The 20,100-nt window shown below is 66.7% G+C and carries 17 protein-coding genes; 11 read left to right on the forward strand and 6 right to left on the reverse strand.

The window, feature by feature from the left end; genetic code table 11:
* From AC04MI_RS10485 to AC04MI_RS10495, 3 genes are all read left to right on the forward strand, one after another.
* Positions 1-562: Crp/Fnr family transcriptional regulator (locus AC04MI_RS10485; RefSeq protein ID WP_476497750.1), on the forward strand; the 562-nt coding region annotated here is incomplete at its 5' end.
* A gap of 120 nt (positions 563-682) precedes the next feature.
* On the forward strand, positions 683-2,953 hold the full coding sequence (locus AC04MI_RS10490; protein ID WP_476497751.1) for a xanthine dehydrogenase family protein molybdopterin-binding subunit: 2,271 nt from the start codon (positions 683-685) through the stop codon (positions 2,951-2,953).
* A 20-nt stretch (positions 2,954-2,973) separates the two neighbouring features.
* Positions 2,974-3,435: a (2Fe-2S)-binding protein gene (locus tag AC04MI_RS10495; protein WP_108500298.1), complete on the forward strand. Its 462-nt coding sequence runs from the start codon at positions 2,974-2,976 to the stop codon at positions 3,433-3,435.
* Here AC04MI_RS10495 and AC04MI_RS10500 read toward each other — a convergent pair.
* Entirely contained in the window at positions 3,426-4,481 is a 1,056-nt protein-coding gene (locus AC04MI_RS10500) for a sensor domain-containing diguanylate cyclase (RefSeq protein ID WP_225580894.1), read from the reverse strand. The two genes, AC04MI_RS10495 and AC04MI_RS10500, sit on opposite strands and share 10 nt — an antisense overlap.
* 57 nt (positions 4,482-4,538) lie before the next feature.
* Positions 4,539-5,723 carry an S-methyl thiohydantoin desulfurase domain-containing protein gene (locus tag AC04MI_RS10505; protein WP_476497752.1) on the reverse strand — a complete coding sequence of 395 codons (1,185 nt, stop codon included), beginning with the start codon at positions 5,721-5,723 and terminating at the stop codon, positions 4,539-4,541.
* A gap of 167 nt (positions 5,724-5,890) precedes the next feature.
* Between AC04MI_RS10505 and AC04MI_RS10510 the strand changes: the two genes are divergently transcribed.
* Positions 5,891-6,577: a DUF3334 family protein gene (locus tag AC04MI_RS10510; RefSeq protein WP_056062049.1), complete on the forward strand. Its 687-nt coding sequence runs from the start codon at positions 5,891-5,893 to the stop codon at positions 6,575-6,577.
* A gap of 206 nt (positions 6,578-6,783) precedes the next feature.
* A complete protein-coding gene (locus tag AC04MI_RS10515) occupies positions 6,784-7,110 on the forward strand; it encodes a hypothetical protein (protein ID WP_056060603.1) in 327 nt (108 codons plus the stop codon).
* Between the two features lie 24 nt (positions 7,111-7,134).
* Here the strand turns inward: AC04MI_RS10515 and mgtA are convergent, their stop codons facing one another.
* From mgtA to AC04MI_RS10535, 4 genes are all read right to left on the reverse strand, one after another.
* The gene (gene mgtA / locus AC04MI_RS10520) at positions 7,135-9,861 is read right to left on the reverse strand and encodes a magnesium-translocating P-type ATPase (RefSeq protein ID WP_476497753.1); all 2,727 of its coding nucleotides are present in this window, start codon (positions 9,859-9,861) and stop codon (positions 7,135-7,137) included.
* A gap of 284 nt (positions 9,862-10,145) precedes the next feature.
* Complete coding sequence (locus AC04MI_RS10525; protein WP_436078174.1) at positions 10,146-10,391, reverse strand: hypothetical protein; 246 nt, start codon at positions 10,389-10,391, stop codon at positions 10,146-10,148.
* A gap of 399 nt (positions 10,392-10,790) precedes the next feature.
* Positions 10,791-11,861, reverse strand: coding sequence for a response regulator (locus tag AC04MI_RS10530; RefSeq protein WP_476497754.1), 1,071 nt, complete (start codon positions 11,859-11,861; stop codon positions 10,791-10,793).
* On the reverse strand, positions 11,861-15,499 hold the full coding sequence (locus tag AC04MI_RS10535; protein WP_476497755.1) for a hybrid sensor histidine kinase/response regulator: 3,639 nt from the start codon (positions 15,497-15,499) through the stop codon (positions 11,861-11,863). Before AC04MI_RS10535 ends, AC04MI_RS10530 begins: the two co-directional genes overlap by 1 nt.
* Before the next feature lie 225 nt (positions 15,500-15,724).
* Here AC04MI_RS10535 and AC04MI_RS10540 point away from each other — a divergent pair, with 225 nt between their 5' ends.
* The 6 genes from AC04MI_RS10540 to ureE all read left to right on the forward strand — a co-directional run bounded on the left by AC04MI_RS10540 (position 15,725) and on the right by ureE (position 20,094).
* Positions 15,725-16,027, forward strand: coding sequence for an urease subunit gamma (locus AC04MI_RS10540; RefSeq protein ID WP_476497756.1), 303 nt, complete (start codon positions 15,725-15,727; stop codon positions 16,025-16,027).
* Between the two features lie 41 nt (positions 16,028-16,068).
* On the forward strand, positions 16,069-16,683 hold the full coding sequence (locus tag AC04MI_RS10545) for a HupE/UreJ family protein (RefSeq protein WP_436078178.1): 615 nt from the start codon (positions 16,069-16,071) through the stop codon (positions 16,681-16,683).
* A gap of 61 nt (positions 16,684-16,744) precedes the next feature.
* Positions 16,745-17,050 carry an urease subunit beta gene (locus AC04MI_RS10550; RefSeq protein WP_436078179.1) on the forward strand — a complete coding sequence of 102 codons (306 nt, stop codon included), beginning with the start codon at positions 16,745-16,747 and terminating at the stop codon, positions 17,048-17,050.
* A gap of 93 nt (positions 17,051-17,143) precedes the next feature.
* Positions 17,144-18,862: an urease subunit alpha gene (ureC, locus tag AC04MI_RS10555; RefSeq protein ID WP_476497757.1), complete on the forward strand. Its 1,719-nt coding sequence runs from the start codon at positions 17,144-17,146 to the stop codon at positions 18,860-18,862.
* A gap of 11 nt (positions 18,863-18,873) precedes the next feature.
* Entirely contained in the window at positions 18,874-19,353 is a 480-nt protein-coding gene (locus AC04MI_RS10560; protein WP_436078180.1) for a GNAT family N-acetyltransferase, read from the forward strand.
* A 75-nt stretch (positions 19,354-19,428) separates the two neighbouring features.
* Positions 19,429-20,094 (forward strand): urease accessory protein UreE, encoded by a 666-nt coding sequence (gene ureE, locus AC04MI_RS10565; RefSeq protein WP_436078181.1) that lies wholly within the window; start codon positions 19,429-19,431, stop codon positions 20,092-20,094.
* The last annotated feature ends 6 nt before the right edge of the window (positions 20,095-20,100 follow it).

Raw genomic sequence — 20,100 nt, forward strand, 5'->3', positions numbered from 1 at the left:
CACACAGGCGGCGGGCACGCAGGCCCTGCCCGACTGGGCCACGGCAGAGCGCGCCATCACCACGCACGCGGTACAGGCAGGCGGCACGGTCTTTCTGCAGGGGGTACAGCACCCGTATGTTTACGCGGTTCAAGCAGGCTTGTTCAAGCTGAGCTACCTGCAGGATGACGGCACGGAATGGATCAAGTCGTTTGCCGAAGAAGGACGCTTTTTTGCCAGCGTGTCCGCCCTGCAGCCGGGCGGCCGCACGGCCTTCATGGTGACGGCCATCGAGTCCGCCACCCTGGAGCGCATCGACCACGGCGTGCTGCTCGCGCTGGCCGAACGCCACCTGCCCTGGGCAAAGGCGCTGTACCAGCTGACCCTGGTGTACGCCGCGCGCAAGGAGGCGCGTGAGCGCGAACTGCTCACCCTCACCCCCGAGGGCCGCTACCGCGCCTTCCTGGCATCACACCCCAACCTGGCGCTGCGCATCCCGCAAAAAGACCTGGCCCGCCACCTGGGATTGACGCCCGTCGGGCTCAACCGCATTGCCATGCGCGTGCGGCGCAGCGTCACATAGCCGACATTCGCCGGCAGCGCAGCGCTGCGCAGTGGCGCTAGGATGGCCCCCTGCCCTTGCCACGCGGTGATTGCCATCGAAGGCACCGGCGTGCACTTTCTCAACCGCTCAGGACAACCCATGGTGAAACGACGCACAGTGCTTCTCGGTGGCGCCGCAACAGCCGGCGCGCTGGTCATTGGCTGGGGCGTGGTGCCCCCGCGCCAGCGGCTGCACACCGCGCAGCCCCTGACCCAGGGCACAGGCCAGGTGGCGCTGAATGGCTGGCTCAAGGTAGCCGCCGACAACACGGTGACGGTGATGATGGCCAAGTCCGAAATGGGCCAGGGCGCGCACACCGGGCTGGCCGCCATCCTGGCGGAAGAGCTGGACGCCGACTGGGCCCAGGTGCGGCTGGAGATGGCGCCCATCGACGACATCTACAACAACCTGGCCACGGTGGTGGACGGCCTGCCGTTCCACCCCGACAACGACGGCTCCATCAAGGCCGTGGCGGGCTGGCTGACCGCCAAGACCATGCGCGAAGTGGGCGTGATGATGACGGGTGGCTCCAGCAGCATCAAGGACCTGTGGCGCCCCATGCGCGAGGCCGGTGCCCACGCCCGCGCCATGCTCATCAACGCAGCGGCCGTGCAATGGAAGGTGCAGGCCGCCGAATGCAAGGCCAACGCCGGCGTGGTGGAACATGCGGCAGGCCAGCGCGCCACGTTTGGCGAGCTGGCCGCACTGGCGGCGCAGCAGCCGCCTCCAGGCAAGGTGCCCCTCAAGGCGTCTGCGGAATTCAAGCTGATCGGCAAGCCGCTCACCCGCATCGAGGCGCCCTCCAAGCTCGATGGCAGTGCGGTGTTTGGCATCGATGCCCACCCGCCCGGCCTGCTGCACGCCAGCGTGGTGATGTGCCCCACGCGGGGCGGCAAGGTGGCCCAGTTCGATGGCGCAGCTGCGCAAAAGATGCCTGGGGTGAAGCAGGTGCTGGCCGTAGCACCCTACCACGGCGGCACCGGCGGCGTGGCTGTGATTGCCGACACGCCCTGGCACGCCAAAAAGGCCGCCGCCGCAGTCACCGTGCAGTGGGACCATGGCCCCGCCGCCACGCTGTCGAGCGCCGCCGTCATGACCCAGCTGACCCAGGCGCTGGAAAAGGCCCAGGGCTTTGGCTACCACAGCGTGGGCGATGTGGACCAGGCCCTGCAAGGCGCTGCAACCACCCTCACTGCCGACTACCGCGCGCCTTACCTGGCCCACGCCACCATGGAGCCCATCAACTGCACCGTACAGTTCAGGGATGGCGCGGCCAGCGTGTGGACATCCACCCAGGTACCGGGCCTGGCGCGCATGGCGGCCGCCAAGGCCCTGGGCATCGACGACACCAAGGTGACCGTGCACCAGCTGCTGCTGGGCGGTGGCTTTGGCCGGCGGCTGGAGGTGGACTACGTGGCCCAGGCCGCCGCCATTGCCAAGGCTGCTGGGGGCGCACCGGTGCAGACACTGTGGTCCCGCGAGCAGGACATGCAGCACGACTTCTATCGCCCCGCCTGCGTGGCGCGGTTCAAGGCCGGGCTGGACGCACAGGGCCAGCTCGTGGCCTGGCACAACGTATCGGCCGGCCAGGCCATCGTGCCGCAGGTGCTGTCCCGCACCTTTGGCCTGCCAGGCGCCGGGCCGGACAAGACCGCGTCCGAAGGCGCGTTCGACCAGCCCTACGAGTGGCCCCACGCACGCATCGCCCACGAGATCATCGACCTGCCGCTGCCCGTGGGCTTCTGGCGCTCAGTAGGGCATTCGCACCAGGCGTTTTTCAAAGAGAGTTTTGTGGACGAAGCGGCCCACGCTGCCAAGAAGGACCCGGTGGCCTTCCGTGCCACATTGCTGCAAAAACACCCGCGCCACCTGAAGGTGCTGCAAAAGGCGGCCGATCTGGCGGGCTGGGGCCAGCCCTTGCCGCCCGATGCGTCGGGCGTGCAACGGGCGCGCGGCGTAGCGCTGCACCAGTCGTTCGGCTCCATCGTCGCTCAGGTGGCCGAGGTGTCGGTGGGTGCCGACAAGGCGATCCGCGTGCACCGCGTGGTGTGCGTGATCGACTGCGGCGCGGCCATCAACCCCAACCTGATTGCCCAGCAGATGGAAAGCGCTGTGGTCTACGGCCTCACGGCGGCGCTGTGGGGCGAAGTGACGATCAAAGACGGCCAGGTGCAGCAGAGCAACCTGCACGACTACCCCCTGCTGCGCATGGCCGACTGCCCCCGCGTGGAGACCCACATCATCGCCAGCGCCGAGCCCCCCGAGGGCGTGGGCGWGCCCGGCGTGCCGCCCATTGCACCCGCCGTGGCCAATGCCTTGTTTGCCCTCACCGGCCAGCGCCTGCGCGCGCTGCCGCTCAAGCTCAGCTGACCCGCCGCACCGGAGCCCCCATGACCACGACCATCAACCTCAACGGCAAACCCGTCGCTGTCAACGCCGAACCCGACACACCCCTGCTGTGGTTGCTGCGCGGCGAGCTGCAGATGAACGGCACCAAGTTTGGCTGCGGCATGGCGCTGTGTGGCGCCTGCACGGTGCACCTGAACGGCGAGCCGGTGCGCGCCTGCATCACGCCCCTGTCGGCCGTGGGCAGCGCCCAGGTCACCACCATCGAGGGCCTGCAGGGCCCCGAAGCCACTGCACTGCGCACCGCATGGACCGCGGTGGATGTGGCGCAGTGCGGCTACTGCCAGAGCGGGCAGCTGATGTCGGCCTGTGCCCTGCTGAAGAAAACGCCGCAGCCTACCGATGCCGACATCGACGCCGCCATGTCGGGCAATGCCTGCCGCTGCGGCACCTACCCGCGCATCCGGGCGGCGATCCACCAGGCCGCGCGCGGGCCTCAGGGCTGAGAGATCCCCCCTCCCAGGTCGAGCGAAACCTGCTCGACCACGCCCCCTTTTTCGGGCGGCATGTCGGCGCAGTACACGGCATTGCGCCCTGTGCCCTTGGCTTGGTAGAGGGCCTGGTCGGCACGGTTCACCAGCTCTTCAAAATTCATCCCCGAGCCCTTGTACAGGGTGGCTACGCCAATGCTCACGGTGACGGCCACCTCCTGCCCTTCGTCGCCCACGCACACCAGCAAGGACTCGACCTCGCGGCGCAGCGACTCTGCCACTTGCAACGCGCTCGCGCTGTCGGTCTCGGGCAGCACGATGACAAACTCCTCGCCCCCAAACCGCGCGACGATGTCCACACCGCTGCGCTTGTGCCCGGCACACACCTGGGCCACGGCACAGATCACGCGGTCGCCCGCCAGGTGGCCGTACAGGTCGTTGACGGTCTTGAACAAATCGATGTCTGCCACCAGCACGGACATCGGGTGCCCAAAACGCTCCGTGCGCTTGTATTCCTTGGCACCCAGCTCCATCAGCGTGCGGCGGTTGGACAGGCCCGTGAGCGAGTCGTTGGCGGCCAACCGCTCCAGCGTGGCGTTGAGCTGCTGCAGCAGGCGGTTCTGCTCGGTGAGCTGCTGGTTGATCTGGGCGATCTCGGTCTCGCGGCACTTGCGGTCGTGGATGTTGAACGTGACGCCGATCAAGCGCTTGCCGGGCGTCTCGCTGTGGCCGTCCATGATGCGGCCATAGTTGGCAAACCAGATCCACTCGCCACTCTTGGAGCGCAGCCGGAACTCACACCGGTACTGCGGCGTGACGCCCGTCAGGTGGTCGGCCACGGCCTTGCGCACGGTGTCGATGTCGTCGGGGTGGAACAGGCCGTAGATGTCCTGCACGCCCGAGACGATTTCATCCTCGGAGAACCCCAGCTCTTCAAACGTCTTGGTCGCCTTGCGCGTGACGTTGCCGGTGATGAGGTCGTTCTCCCACAGGTCGAGCCCGGCGGCCTCCAGGGCCAGCTCCAGCCGCTCCTTGTTCAGGTCCGCCTCACCCATGGCCATGACCACCTTTTTTCACAGCGTTCCGTTTCTCTCGTGCGTCGGTGCGGGCTGCAGGGTTCAGCCGGGCGGCATGCCACCCGCGTAACCGATATTGCGCAGCAGCGCGGCAAACGATGCCACGACACCAGGGGTGTTGTAGAGCTGGGGCGCAGTCTGCACCGCAATCACGCTCACCTGGTTGCCGGTGCTGCGGCCCGTTGTGGCATCGAAATACTGGGCCAGGTMGTCGCTCGCGTTCGAGAAACCGCGCCCCGTGCTCTCGGAGTAGTAGCAGATCGAGTCGGGCGCAATGATGTCGGGGGTGGTGCTGGCCGCCGAATACATGATCAGGTTCTCGTTGAGGTTGTAGAGGTAATGTGTCTCGGTGCTCTGGGCCGGGTCGGGTGCATTGTCCAGCCGGATGATGCCCGAGTCCAGCGACGCGCTGGACGTGGACTGGCTGACCGAGGTGATGAAAAAGTTGGTGACCACGGCGCGCGCGGCACGGCCGGTGAGGTTCTGGATGCCCGCCGCCACGGCCTGGGTGCTGAGCGGCGTGACCGCCTGCAAGAGCTGCAGGCCCAGCTGGCGTGCCTGCTCCAGCGTGCCCGGAATGTAGCTGCCCGACAACGCGAACTGGTTGCCTGCGTTGGAGGGCCACATCGCGATACCCGAGTACCCGCCAAAACCGCCCACCACCCCGCCCGCCAGCGACTCGATGCCCGACGCCGTGCCGGAGCCCAGCACCGCGTACTCCGCCGCCACCAGCGTAGACGCATCGCTGGCCAGCACGGCGGGACTGGGCGCTGGCCCGGAAGGGGCGGTGAAGGTGGTCTGGGGCAGCTCAGGCACGGCACGGCCTGCGCCATCGCCGTTCACCACCCAGATGCTGCCGCCCGACATGGCCGCGCCAATCAGCGGCACCAGCGAATTGATGGGCCCGATCTCCACCGGGATGAAGGCGCCTGGCTGCATGCCGGTGTACGCCTGCATCACGGCCACGGTGTTGCTGATGGAGTTCTGCACCGCCGTGAGGGTGAGGTTGTCGGCCGCGTCGGGCGAACCCATGATGGCCAGCACACAGGCATTGGTGGCGCCGTCGTAGTCCTGCACCTGCACCGTGCCCGTGTAGCCCTGGTCTGCCAGCTGCTGCACGATGGCGCATGCGTCTTGGTAACTGCCACCACCGCCGCTGGCCAGCACGGCCGCCCCGGTGGCGATCGCCTGGAAATCGGTCAGGCCATAGAAATAGACATTGCCCATCGGGCCCCCCTCTCTTATTTGGATGAAAAGCACGATATCCGAGCCCCGTCGAAAGTCAATGACCGGGATACCACGGGGGGATCGGCACCACGGCAGGGCCTGCACTCTGGTTTACGGCGGCATCATCGCCTATGCTGTGCACCAAGTTGTTTTCCGCTACCCCCACCATGAGCACCCCCGAAAAATCCCCCGTTTACGGCACCGAAGACCTTTTGATAAGCCTGTGCAACTCCGTCACCCGCGTGCTGGGCGTGGCTACACACAGCCAGATCCACTATTCCGGCATGGTGCAGCGCATCAGCAAGACCTGCCTGAAACCCGACATTGGCTGCTTTGTGCTGTTTGACGGCGGCTTCTCGGGGCTGGTGATCATCAATTTCTCAGGCCAGGCGGCGATGGAGCTGTACGCCAACTACCTGCTGAACATGGGCATGTCCAAGGATGACCTGGTCAGTTCGTACACCTCCGACGAGGTCAGCAACGTGATGGGCGAGCTGATGAACCAGGTGGTGGGCGACTTCACCGGCAAGGTGCGGCGCGAGCTGCAGACCCACATCACGCAGAACCAGCCCAAGATGCTGGTGCTGAACAAGCAGGTGCAGCTGTCGGTGGACGCCAACCTCGACAAGCCCGAGGCCCGGCGCGTGACCTTCTACACCAGCAACAACAACATCTTCTACCTGGAACTCGCCATCGACCGCACCGAGTTCATCAAGCTCTACGACTTTGAAGCCCAGGAAGCTCCCGACCCGGACGCGCTGATGGCCCAGTCGCAAGAAGCACCGCCCGTGCCCGCCCCACCGCCAGCCGGCCAGGACGACACGGATGCGCTGCTCAAGTCGCTGGGGATGTAGAAACACTACAAAAAAGATAGCTGCCAGCGCATGAAACACTAGCGCTTGCAGCCACTTTTTCTCAAATATGCGCCCGAAGTGCCTGCGGCGCCCCTCCGGGCGGCCCAGCGGGCCTGTCCTACACCCGCCGTCACGATGCACTGACCGCTCCGCCAAGTCACGGGTCTAAGCTGAAAAGCTCACCTGTTGATCGGAAAGGAGTCCCCATGCCACGTGCCGCCTGGAGCGCCAAACGCGAGCGCCAGTACGAACACATCAAGGACAGCCTGCTGGAGCGCGGAGAGAGCGAAAGCACCGCCGAAGAGATTGCCGCGCGCACAGTGAACAAGGAACGCGCGCAACACGGCGAAGCCCGCACGGCCAACCCCAAGACCCTGAAAGCCACGCCCGCACCCGTACGCGGCGGCAAAAACTCGCACCGCGGCCCGCAGGGCCGCACGCGCGAGCAGCTGTACGAGGACGCCAAGCGAGAGAACATCCGGGGTCGCTCCCGGATGAACAAGCAGCAACTGGAGCAGGCGCTGGCGCGCTGACCCTGGCCCGCGCTTGGCGTCCGCTCACTGCCAGCCGTAGCGCCGCACGTACCAGCGCTTCATCACGGTCGTCAGCAGCACGTAGCCCGCCAGAATGCCCACCAGCCACGGAAAGTAAGCCAGCGGCAGCGCCTGCAGCTTGAAGTGCCCGGCCAGCGGCCCCATGGGGATGAAGATGCCCACCGCCATGATGAGCACCGTGGCCGCAAGCAGCGGCACCGACGCCACGCTTTGCACAAATGGCAGCTTGGGCGTGCGGATCATGTGCACGATCAGCGTCTGCGTGAGCAGCCCCACCACGAACCAGCCCGACTGGAACAGCGTCTGCGCCCCGACGTTGTTGGCACCAAACACGTGCCACATGACGGCGAAGGTGGTGATGTCGAACACCGAGCTGATGGGCCCGAAGAACACCATGAAGCGGCCGATGTCGCCCGGGTTCCACTTCAGCGGGTTGCGGATGAGCTCCTCGTCCACGTTGTCGAACGGGATGGCGATCTGCGACAGGTCATACAGCAGGTTCTGCACCARSAGGTGCAGCGGCAGCATCGGCARRAAKGGCAGGAACGCACTGGCCACCAGCACCGAGAACACGTTGCCGAARTTSGAGCTSGCCGTSAKSYKGATGTACTTSAGCATGTTGSYRAAGGTSYKGCGGCCYTCCAYCACGCCCTSYTCCAGCACCATCAGGCTYTTCTCSAGCAGGATGATGTCGGCCGMCTCCTTGGCMAYGTCCACCGCGCTGTCCACGCTGATGCCGATGTCGGCCGCACGCAGCGCGGGGGCGTCGTTGATGCCGTCGCCCATGAAGCCCACCACATGGCCGCCCGCGCGCAGCGCGCGCACCAGCCGCTCCTTGTGCAGTGGCGAGAGCTTGGCAAACACGTTGTGGGTGTCGGCCGCGCGCGCCAGGGTGATGTCGTCCATGGCGTCCACGTCCTTGCCCAGCAACACGCCCTGCACAGCCAGGCCCACCTCGCGGCAGACCTTGAGCGTCACCAGCTCGTTATCGCCGGTCAGCACCTTCACGGCCACACCGTGCGAGGCCAGCGCCTTGAGCGCAGGGGCGGTGGATTCCTTCGGTGGGTCCAGAAACGCCACGTAGCCGATCAGCGTGAGGCCCGATTCATCGGCCACGCTGTACACCGTCTGCTGGGGTGGCGTCTCCTTCATGGCCACGGCGACCACGCGCAGGCCCTCGTTGTTCAGACCGCGCGTCACCTCCAGCACCCGTGCGCGCAGGGTGGCGTCCAGCGGCAGGTCTTGCGCGCCGGAGTCTTCCACCACACGCACCTGGGTGCACACGTCCAGCATCTCCTCCACCGCGCCCTTGCAGATCAGCTCGTGGTGCTCGTTGCGCTCGCTGACGATGACCGACATGCGCCGGCGCACGAAGTCGAACGGCACCTCATCGACCTTGCGGTAGTCCTGCGCCAGGCGCAGGTCGGTCTGCAGCTCCACATGCTCCAGCACGGCGTGGTCCAGCAGGTTCTTCAGGCCGCTCTGGTAGTGGCTGTTGAGGTAGGTAAAGGCCAGCACCTCGTCACTGTTGTGGCCGAACACGTCGGTGTGGCGCTCCAGAAAGATCTTGTCCTGTGTGAGCGTGCCGGTCTTGTCGGTGCACAGCACGTCCATGGCGCCAAAGTTCTGGATCGCGTCCAACCGCTTGACCACCACCTTCTTGCGCGACAGCAGCACGGCGCCCTTGGCCAGCGTGCTGGTCACGATCATGGGCAGCATCTCGGGCGTGAGGCCCACGGCCACCGACAGCGCGAACAGAAACRCCTCCAGCCAGTCGCCCTTGGTAAAGCCGTTGACCACCAGCACGATGGGCACCATGACCAGCGCAAAGCGGATCAGCAGCCAGCTCACGCTGTTGACGCCTGCCTGGAACGCGGTGGGCGTGCGGTCGGTGRCCGTGACGCGGGTGGCCAACGTGCCAAAGTAGGTGTGGTTGCCCGTAGCCACCACCAGCGCCGTGGCCGAGCCCGAGACCACGTTGGTGCCCATGAACAGCAGGTTGGTGGCGTCCAGCGCACTGGTGCCGGGCTGGCTGCGCTCGGCAAATTTTTCGACCGGCAGCGATTCGCCCGTCATGGCCGACTGGCTCACGAACAGGTCCTTGGCCGTGAGCACGCGGCAGTCCGACGGGATCATGTCGCCCGCCGACAGCACGATGTGGTCGCCCGGCACCAGCTGGTGGATGGGCAGTTCGCGCGGCGTGGCTGCGGCCTCCGCGCCGCTGCGGCGCAGCACCGTGGCGGTGTTGCTGACCAGCGACTTGAGGCGCTCGGCCGCGCGGTTGGAGCGGCCCTCCTGCACAAACCGCAGCAGCGTGGAGAGCACCACCATGGCCAGAATCACGACGGTGGCCTCGTGGTCTTCGGTGAGGTACGAGATCAGTGCCAGCACCGTGAGCAGCACGTTGAACGGGTTCTTGTAGCAGTGCCACAGGTGCAGCCAGGCGGGCAGCGGCTTTTCGTGCTCCACCTCGTTGGGCCCGTGTTGGGCCAAGGCGGCGGCGGCCTGGGCGTCACTCAGACCCGCAGGGTCGGACTGCAGGCGCTCGATCAGTGGGGGCAGGTCATCGCTGGCGGCGCGCTGCAGCTCGCGGCTGAGCAGGTCGGGCGAGGTGGCGGGGGTGGGCGCGCGGCCCAGGGTCAGCGTGTCCAGGATCAGCCGCCGCGCAAAGTGGCGCGTCACATGGCGGGTGTGCAAAAAGCGGTCGAACAGGTGGTGCAGGAAGCTCATGGCGGTCTCCCTAGCAGCAAGCGCTGACGGCGTTGCGCGTCACGGGCAGCGGTGCCGTGTGCGCAGAAATGTTGATGAAACGGAACATGGTGAGTCACTCCTTCTGGCCGGCAACGGCCAGAGGCGTGAGGCTCACGCCGTCACGCGAGCCATCGCCCCGGGCCCTGGGCCTGGTATGCAAAGTTCAATGGGGATGTGGTGTGGGGCGGCGCTTCGGAGCGCCTGCGCGGGTCTGGGTCCATGGGGCCTCCTGGGTAGTGGTTGCAATACCGGCGTGGGCCGGCTTAAAGCGGCCGCGCCCGGCGGCGCAATGCCCGCACAGGCGGCTGGCCATGCAGGTAGCAGCGAATGCGGTGCGTGGGCCACAACGTGGTGCCGTCAAGTTCGGCCACGGCTTGCAGGCTGTCAGCGGCCCCATGGGCAGGGCCCTGCGCGCCTGAAGGCAGCGATGCAGCATACTCGGCGCGTTCAGCGCCAGGCGCCACCGCACGCTGGAAAAGGCGGGGCAGATCCACAACAAAAAAACGCATGGCCGTTGTCCTTGTCAGGCAGGGCGGAGCACGCAGACGCAGATGGGCGCCAGGGGGGCACCGTCACAGCAGGCGGGCCATGCCCCAGCCAAAGGGGCGCGGCCCGTGCAGACGGCACAGATGCAGCAAAGCGGCAAGACGGTAAAGCCACCCACACCGCCATGGCCGAAGGGGGCGCACGGGGTACAACAGGGGCTGGGAGAGACGGGGCCGGAGCTTGCACAAGGCAATCCACGGCCCGGGAGCGGGCGTCAGGAGGCCTGGCAGGCAGCAGCCGTCACGGCTTGCTGGGGTTCACTGCAACAACTGGCACTTTCCACGCTGGGGCTCCGGAAATGAAGGTGCGCGATTATTGCGCTGCAACATGACAAGGTCAATGCGTTTTTTTGGCCCCGACGGTCACCCTTCAAACTGGGGATGCAACTGCCGGATGCGGTTCATGGCCATGGCCGCTGCTGCGGTGCGTGTTTCCACCCCCAGCTTGGCAAACACACGCTCCAGGTGCTTCTTGRCSGTGGCGGGGCTGSYGCCCAGGATSTCGCCGATGTCSYKGTTGRTCTTKCCCTTGACCACCCAGTASAGCACCTCGGCCTCGCGCGCSGTGAGCTTGAAGGACAGGCTCATGGATTCGATGATCTTAGCATCCGACACCTCGCGCATCACGATGAGCCAGTCGCCGCCGCCGGCGCTGTCGCCAGCCTGCTGGTGCAGGCGGAAGGTCAGCCTGCGGGCACCCTGCTCCACCGCAAGGCGCGGGGGCTCGGCCAGCGAAGCGGCCAGCAGCTCGGCCGCGTTGTCGGCCAGCACATGGCGACGCAGCCAGGCCTGCACCGGCTCGGGCGCCCATTGGCCGAAGGTGGTGGGCGCGCCGTCCGGGCCCACTTCACCAAAGTAACTTTGCAGCAGCTCGCGCGCCAGCGGGGTCTGCCACACGATGCGTCCGTCCACCGCACGCACGGTGATGCTGGCGTAGCCAAACGCATCGAGCGCGTTGCGCGCCTCGCGGGCCTGGCGCGCGTCCTGCCGGGCCTTTCGGGCAGAGCCCAGGTGCACCCCCATGCGCGCCATCACCTCGCGCGGCTTGATGGGCTTGGTGACGTAGTCCACGCCACCCGCCTCCAGCGCGGCCACCAGGTGTTCGGTCTCGGTGAGACCGGTCATGAAGATGATGGGAATGTGTGCCGTGGCGGGCGATGCCTTCAAGCGCCGGGCCACTTCAAAGCCGTCCATGCCGGGCATCATCGCGTCCAGCAACACGATGTCGGGCAGGGCCTGCGCAGCGCGCTGCAGGGCGGCCTCGCCATGCGTGGCCACCAGCACGGTGTAGCCCGACTCATCCAGCGCGTCGTGCAAGACGGCCAGGTTGTCCGGCACGTCGTCCACGATCAGCACCACATCGCTGTCGGTGCGGTCCAGCGCGGCACCCGGCGCGGCAGGGGCCTGAAAGGAAGGTGGGTTGGCGGTGGTCATCACGAGGGTGCCTGTTCCAGGATCTGGCCCATGGCATCGAATTGGAACTGCTTGGCCAGCTGCCGCATGGTGCCCACAAAAGCGCTGTGTGCGGGCTGGCTGCGTTCAATGTCGTCCAGGGTGTTGAGAATGCCCCGGTAGTAGCCCAAAGACACTGCCTGCGCCAAAGCCGCCAGCGCAGTGGTATCGGGGTATGTGAGGGGTGCGGGCGCCGCAGAGGCTGCCGTGGGCGCTGGCCCCGTGAAGGCCTCGGCAGCCTCGTCGTATTGCCATTGCAGGCCCAGGCGGCGCTCCAGCCAGTCCAGCAGCTCGCTGTGGCGCACGGGCTTGACGATGAAGTCTTCGGGGCTGATCTCCACGTCATTATCGAGCGCCTTGTCGAAGGCATTGGCGGAAACAATGGCGCAATGCACGTTTGGCAACCGCATCTGCCGCACGCGCCGCAGCGTCTCCCATCCATCAATGCCCGGCATGGCCAGGTCCATGAAGATCGCGTGCGGCCGGTAGCCCGTGGCCAGCAGGTCCAGCGCGTCGTGGCCGCTGGCCGCCTGGCGCAGCTCAAAGCCCAAGGGTTCCAGCAGTTGCAGCAGCAGTTCGCGGTCGGGCTCCTCGTTGTCCACCACCAGGATGCGGCGGCGCTCGCCTGCATACCCCCTGCGGGCGCGCTGGGCTTGCACCGCCACGGGCGCCGCCGCCTTGCCCAGCACATCCCCATGCACCTCGGGCAGGAACAGCTTGACGTGGAACACCGAGCCTACGCCCGGCGTGCTGCTCACCGTCAGTTCACCTCCCATGAGTGCGGTGAGCATCTTGGCAATGGTCAGGCCCAGGCCTGCGCCCGGCGCGGCCGTGGTGCTGCCGCCGCCCGAGCCGCCGCGTGCAAAGGGCTCGAAGATGCGCTCGATSTCCTCGGCCGCGAGGCCCGGCCCCGTGTCCTGCACCTCGATGCGTGCCATCTCGCGCGCATGGCGCACGCGCAGCGTGACAGTGCCGTGCGCCGTGAACTTGACGGCGTTGCCCAGCAGGTTGATGAGGATCTGGCGCAGCCGCTTGTCATCGGCAYGCACCACTTCCGGAATCACGCCTTGCACATCAAACGTGAACGCCAGGCCCTTGGCGGCAGCTTGCAGTTCGAACAGGCTGGCCATCTCGTGCAGCCCGTCCGCAAAGCGCATGGGCGCCACCTCGAGCGTGAGCTTGCCCGACTCGATGCGCGCGATGTCGAGCGTGCCTTCGATGAGCGACAACAAATGCTCGCCGCCGCGCCGGATCACATGCACCGCCTGCTTGCGGTGCGGGGGCACACCCGCGTCTTCGCCCATGAGCTGGGCATAGCCCAGGATGGWGTTGAGCGGCGTGCGGAKCTCGTGGCTGATGGCGCTGATATAGCGGCTCTTGGCCTGGTTGGCCTGGTCGGCCGCGCGCTGGGCCGCTTCGGCCACCTGGCGCGCCTGCTCGGCGACGCTGCGCGCTGTCTGCAGCGCCTCGTCGGTCTGGCGGTGCAGCTCGATCTCGCGCACCAAGAGGCCGGTCTGGCGGTTSGAYTCCTCCTGCGCSACCTKGCGGCTCTKGTGCGCCAGCACCAGCCACCAGGCCACGATGCCCGAGATCACCAGCAGCGCGAGATACGCCTTGAGCAGGCCCGAGCGCAGCGCCACTTCGGGTGCCGCCATCACCTCGGTGTCCGTGGCCGCCTGGGCGATGGTGTTGAGCTCCTGGTGGTACAGCAGGCCCATCACCGAGGCCAGCAGCGGCGCAATCACCAGCATCAGCAGCAAAAAGTGCCCCAGGCCCGTGTCCAGGTACCGCCACATGGCGCGCGGCAGCACCCAGCGCAAGGCGGCCGACCACTGCACCGCCATGCTCGCGTGGGGCTTGCACAGGTCGCCGCAGCGCGCRTCSAGCGTGCAGCACAGCGAGCAGATSGCGCCCYGGTASGCSGGGCASTGSGCCATRTCGGGSSCTTCGTACTCGCGCTCGCAGATCACGCAGYGCTGCACGGTGGTGCGCCGGTAACTGCCCGCCTCTGCGCCCAGCCCCCCTTCGGCATTGCGGCGCAGCGGGCCATGCAGGGGCACCGCCATCACGTCGGCCAGCGCAACGGGCTCGGACTGGCGCGCAATGTAGTAGCGCCCCCCGGTGGCCCAGGCAATGAGCGGCGCAGTGACAAAGGCCACCGCCATCGCAATGACGGCCGAGAACGCCTGCGGCAGCGGGCCGAACAGCCCCAGGTGCGCGCTGATGGACAGGATGGACGCCAGCGCCATCGAACCCACGCCCACCGGGTTGATGTCGTACAGATGCGCGCGCTTGAACTCAATGCCCTTGGGCGACAGGCCCAGCGGCTTGTTGATGACSAGGTCGGCCACCACGGACATGATCCAGGCGATGGCGATGTTGGAGTACAGCCCCAGCACCTCGCCCATGGCGCGGAACACGTTCATCTCCATCAGCATGAAGGCGATCAGCGTGTTGAACACCACCCACACCACCCGCCCCGGGTGGCTGTGCGTGAGGCGCGAGAAGAAGTTGGACCACGCCAGCGAGCCCGCGTAGGCGTTGGTCACGTTAATCTTGAGCTGCGAGACCACCACAAACAAGGCCGTGGCCGCCACCGCCCAGCCGTAGTTGGGGAACACRTATTCATAGGCGGCCAGGTACATCTGGTTAGGGTCCACCGCACGGTCGGCGGGGACCATGTGGGTGAGCGCCAGATAGGCAAGCAGCGCGCCGCCCAGCATCTTGAGCACCCCCAGCACCACCCAGCCCGGCCCGCCCACCAGCACACCCAGCCACCAGCGCCCGCGCGTGGCGGGCGTGCGGGCGGGCATGAAGCGCAGATAGTCAGCCTGCTCCCCCATCTGGGTGATGAGTGCAATGCCCACGGTGAGTGCTGCACCAAACAAGGGCAGTTGGAACGTGGCGCCGCGCATCGATTCACCACCGTAGTGCACAACCCCGGAAAACGCACCAGGATCGCGCACCAGCACRWAGRCRAASGGCACCACCAGCATCACCAGCCASAGCGGCTGSGTCCACASCTGCAGSCGGCTGATGGCCGASACACCGTGSGTSACCAGCGGAATCACCACAATGGCGCAGATGAGGTAGCCCCAGGTGGGCGGGATGTCGAGTGCCAGCTCCAGCGCATAGGCCATCACGGCCGCCTCCAGCGCGAAGAAGATGAAAGTGAAGCTGGCGTAGATCAGCGAGGTGAGCGTGGAGCCGATGTAGCCRAAGCCCGCGCCGCGCGTGAGCAGGTCCATGTCCACCCCATAGCGCGCCGCATACACGCTGATGGGCAGCCCCGCCAGGAAGATGATGAGCCCCGTGGCCACTATGGCCCAGAAGGCATTGATGAAGCCGTACTGCACCAGCAGCGTSGCGCCCACGGCCTCCAGSAYCAGGAACGARGCCGCRCCRAASGCCGTGTTGGCCACSCGCCATTCRGACCAYTTGCGAAAGCGCTGCGGCGTGTAGCGCAGYGCGTAGTCCTCSAKSGTYTCGSTSGCCACCCAGCTGTTGTAGTCGCGCCGSACCTTCACGACCTGCTGCGGCGCTTGCGCGTCGGCATCCCGCCCCAAGGCTGCTGCCGAGGCCGCGTCGGGCGGTGCAAGGGGGGCGGTGGAAAGGGGCATGGGCAAAGGACGACGGCAGCCCTTGCAAGTGCAGTTTCCATGCCACGATTCGCCGTCACGTCCAGCGCACCTTCGCCCTCTGGCGTATGGCGGGCACGGGGCTTGCTGCCTATGATGAATCCGCTGCCCTTCGGACCGCATGGCCATCGATGACGATTGCCCCGTGTGTCCGGCCAGGACAACCCGCCACACGAGCCCACCCCTCCTTACATTGAGCAGAACGACATGGAACTGACCCCKCGYGARAAAGACAAGCTGCTGATCTTYACCGCMGCMCTGCTGGCCGARCGCCGCAAGGCSCGSGGGCTGAAGCTCAACTACCCCGARKCCGTCGCSCTGATCWSYGCCGCCGTGATGGAAGGCGCGCGCGACGGCAAGASCGTSGCGSAGCTSATGAGCGARGGCCGCASCGTGCTGACCCGCGCSGACGTGATGGAMGGCATCSCCGAGATGATTCCGGACATCCAGGTGGAGGCCACGTTCCCCGACGGCACCAAGCTCGTCACCGTCCATCAGCCGATCGTCTGACCCCTCCCCAACACTTGCCACCTTCTCTCTGTGGAGCCCCCATGCGCATCACACTCTCACACCGTCACACAGCCGCTCTTCTTTTCATAGCAGCCAGTGCAATCAGTTCTAGCGCCATCGCCCATACCGGCGCTGAATCCCACATCCACAACAGTTTTCTGAGCGGCTTGGCCCACCCCTTGTTCGGCCTGGACCACTTGGCCGCCATGGTGGCCGTGGGCCTGTGGAGCGCCCTGTCCGCGCGCCGTGCTGGACGCGAACTGCTGTGGGGCCCTGTGGGCTTTGCGGCCATGTTGCTGGCGGGCGCAGTGCTGGGCCTGCAGGGCGTGGCACTGCCTGCGGTGGAGCCGATGATTGCCGCGTCGCTGCTGGCCACGGGCCTGCTCGTCGTGTCGCGCCTGCGCGTGCCTGGCCTCGTGGCCGCGCTGGGCGTGGGGGTGTTTGCCGTCTTTCACGGCGTGGCCCACGGCGTCGAGCTGGCGGGCAGCCACAGCGCCTCGCAAACCCTGGCGGGCATGCTGACGGCCACCGTGCTGCTGCATGGCGTGGGGCTGGCGGCAGGCTGGGCACTGCGCCATCGCACCGTGTGGCTCAGCCGCGCTGCAGGCGCTGCCGTGGCACTGATGGGTGGCGCCCTGCTGGCCCAGATGGCCTGACAGGTCTGACTGGCGTCATGCATACCGACACCGCAGCAGCTCCCCCCTCAAGGACCCGACCATGATCCCTGGCGAACTTTTTACCGAACCCGGCGAGCACGCGCTCAACACCGGCCGCCGTACGCTGACCGTGGTGGTGCGCAACACCGGCGACCGGCCCATCCAGGTGGGCTCGCACTACCACTTTGCCGAGACCAACAACGCCCTGGACTTTGACCGTGCGGCTGCACGCGGCATGCGGCTCAACATCGCATCCGGCACCGCCGTGCGCTTTGAACCCGGCCAGGAGCGCACCGTGGAGCTGGTGGACTACGCGGGCGAGCGCCGCGTGTTCGGCTTTCAGGGCCTGACGCAGGGCCCGCTGTAGCAAACTCAAGCCCAATTGGCCGATAGCGCCGGTATCAATTGCCCCAGCAGCTATCAAAAACATAGTAAACCGTTCTTGCGGAGCACCCCTCACATGGCAACCATTGGACGACGCGCCTACGCCGAGATGTTCGGCCCCACSGTGGGCGACCGCGTGCGCCTGGCCGACACCGAACTCATTCTCGAAGTCGAGGCCGACCACACCCTGCGGGCTGGCAGCTACGGCGAAGAGGTGAAGTTTGGCGGCGGCAAGACGATTCGCGACGGTATGGCACAGAGCCAGCGCAGCAACGCACAAGGCGCGGTGGACACAGTGCTGACCAACGCCCTGGTGGTAGACCACACCGGCATCTTCAAGGCCGACATCGGCCYGCGCGCAGGCCGCATCGCCGCCATCGGCAARGCCGGCAAYCCCGACRYSCAGCCSGGCGTGGACATCGTCATCGGCCCSGGCACCGAGGTCATCAGCTGCGAGGGCAACATCGTCACCGCAGGCGGCATCGACAGCCATATCCACTTCATCTGCCCGCAGCAGATCGAAGAGGCACTGGCCAGCGGCGTGACCACCATGCTGGGCGGCGGCACCGGCCCCGCCACGGGCACGCTGGCCACCACCTGCACGTCGGGCCCCTTCAACATGGAGCGCATGCTGCAGGCCGCCGACGCCTTCCCCATGAACCTCGGCTTCCTCGGCAAGGGCAACGCCAGCCTGCCCGATGCGCTGCACGAGCAGATCAACGCGGGCGCCATTGGCCTGAAGCTGCACGAAGACTGGGGCACCACGCCCTCGGCCATCAGCAACTGCCTGGATGTGGCCGAAGCCACCGACACGCAGGTGGCCATACACAGCGACACGCTCAACGAATCGGGCTTYGTSGAGAACACCATTGCCGCCGTGGGCGGGCGCGGGATCTGCGCCTTCCACACCGAGGGCGCAGGCGGCGGCCATGCACCGGACATCCTGCGCGTGGTGGGCGARGASAACTTYCTGCCCWSYTCCACCAACCCCACCATGCCSTACACSSASAACACGCTSGACGAGCAYGTSGACATGCTCATGGTGTGCCACCACCTSGAYGCCRGCATTGCCGAGGAYCTGGCCTTYGCCGARWSSCGCATCCGCAAGGAAACCATCGCSGCCGAGGACRTSCTGCACGACCTGGGCGCCATCAGCATGATGAGCAGCGACAGCCAGGCCATGGGCCGCGTSGGCGARGTSATCCTGCGCACCTGGCAGACGGCGCACAAGATGAAGGTGCAGCGCGGCAGCTTGCAAGGTGACACGGCCCGCAACGACAACACGCGCATCAAGCGCTACGTGGCCAAATACACCATCAACCCCGCGATTGCGCACGGCATCAGCCACGAGGTGGGGTCGCTCGAAGTCGGCAAGTGGGCCGACATCGTGATCTGGAAGCCCGCGTTCTTTGGCGTCAAGCCCGCGCTGATCCTGAAGGGCGGACTGATTGCCATGGCTGCGATGGGCGACCCCAACGCGTCCATCCCCACRCCGCAGCCCGTGCACTATCGGCCCATGTTTGGCGCGTTTGGCGGGGCCATCGCCAAAACGTCGCTCACCTTTGTCTCGCAGGCAGGATTGGCTGCTGGCATTGGCGAGCGCTTTGGCCTGCGCAAGACGCTTTCCGCCGTGCGCAACATCCGCGGCATCCGCAAGCGCGACATGGTGCACAACAGCTACACGCCCAAGATGGAGGTGGACGCGCAGACCTACACCGTGCGCGCCGACGGCCAGCTGCTCACCTGTGAAGCGGCCACCGTGCTGCCCATGGCACAGCGCTACTTCCTGTTCTGAGGTTGCTTCCCATGAACGCCTTGCTGCAAGACCTGCGGATCCGCCTGGACGACCTGACCGATCCCCGCATCGAAGCCTTCATGCAGGAGCATTTGAAGGACATGCGTGCCACCTCGCCACCGGAGAGCGTGCACGCGCTCGACATGGTGCAACTGCGCCAGCCTGAGATCCGCTTCTGGACGGCCTGGCGCGGCGATGACGAGCTGGTGGGTACCGGCGCACTCAAGCACCTGGATGCCGACCATGCCGAGCTCAAGTCCATGCGCACAGCAGCCAGCGTGCGTGGCCAGGGAGTGGGCCGGGCCGTGCTGGAACACATCCTGGGCCAGGCGGTGGACCTGGGCTACCAGCGCATCAGCCTGGAAACGGGCACCCAGCCCTTCTTTGAACCCGCGCACCAGCTCTACCTGCGCTACGGCTTTACCGACTGTGCACCATTCGGCAGCTACCGGCACGATCCCCACAGCCGCTACATGAGCCGCGCCCTGTAGCGCATCCGCGCATCGCCTTTCGGCCAGGGCCACAATGTTGACCTCGCCTTTCCGGCTCCGCCCTTCCCTCTTGCCATGATCCAGGTCTCCAAACTTCTCCCCCAAGGCCAAGGCCTCGCTCCCGTACTGCTCAAGCGCGCCACCACCATCGAGCTGGACTGGGACGTGCGCCAGAAAAGCCGCTTTGCAGCCACCGACTCGGCCGGACGCGCACTGGGCATCTTCCTGCCCCGTGGCACCCTGGTGCGCGGCGGCGATGTGCTGGTGGCCGAAGACGGTTCCATGGTGCGCGTGATCGCAGCGCCGCAGCCGGTGCTGGTCATCACACACTGCCAACACCACGGCACACCGTTTGACCTGACCCGCGCCGCCTACCACCTGGGCAACCGCCACGTGCCCATCGAGCTGCAGCCCGACCACCTCAAGATCGAGCCTGACCACGTGCTGGCCGACATGCTGCGCGCCATGCACCTCATCGTGAACGAGCAAAACCTGCCGTTTGAACCCGAAGGCGGTGCCTATGCTGCGGGGCATGGCGGCGGGCACCACCATGGGGGTCACGGCCATAGCCACGATCACGACCACGAGCATGGTCACGCGCACGATCATGGCCATGACCACGGGCACACGCACACAGAGGTACCGGCTGCGGCCACGCCCCCAGCCCGAGGCCGCACGGTGTCCATCCCCGTGGTGGCCCAAGGGCACGTGCACGGTCCGAACTGCAACCACGACCACTGAGCCACC

The organism is Acidovorax sp. LjRoot204 (assembly GCF_056175785.1).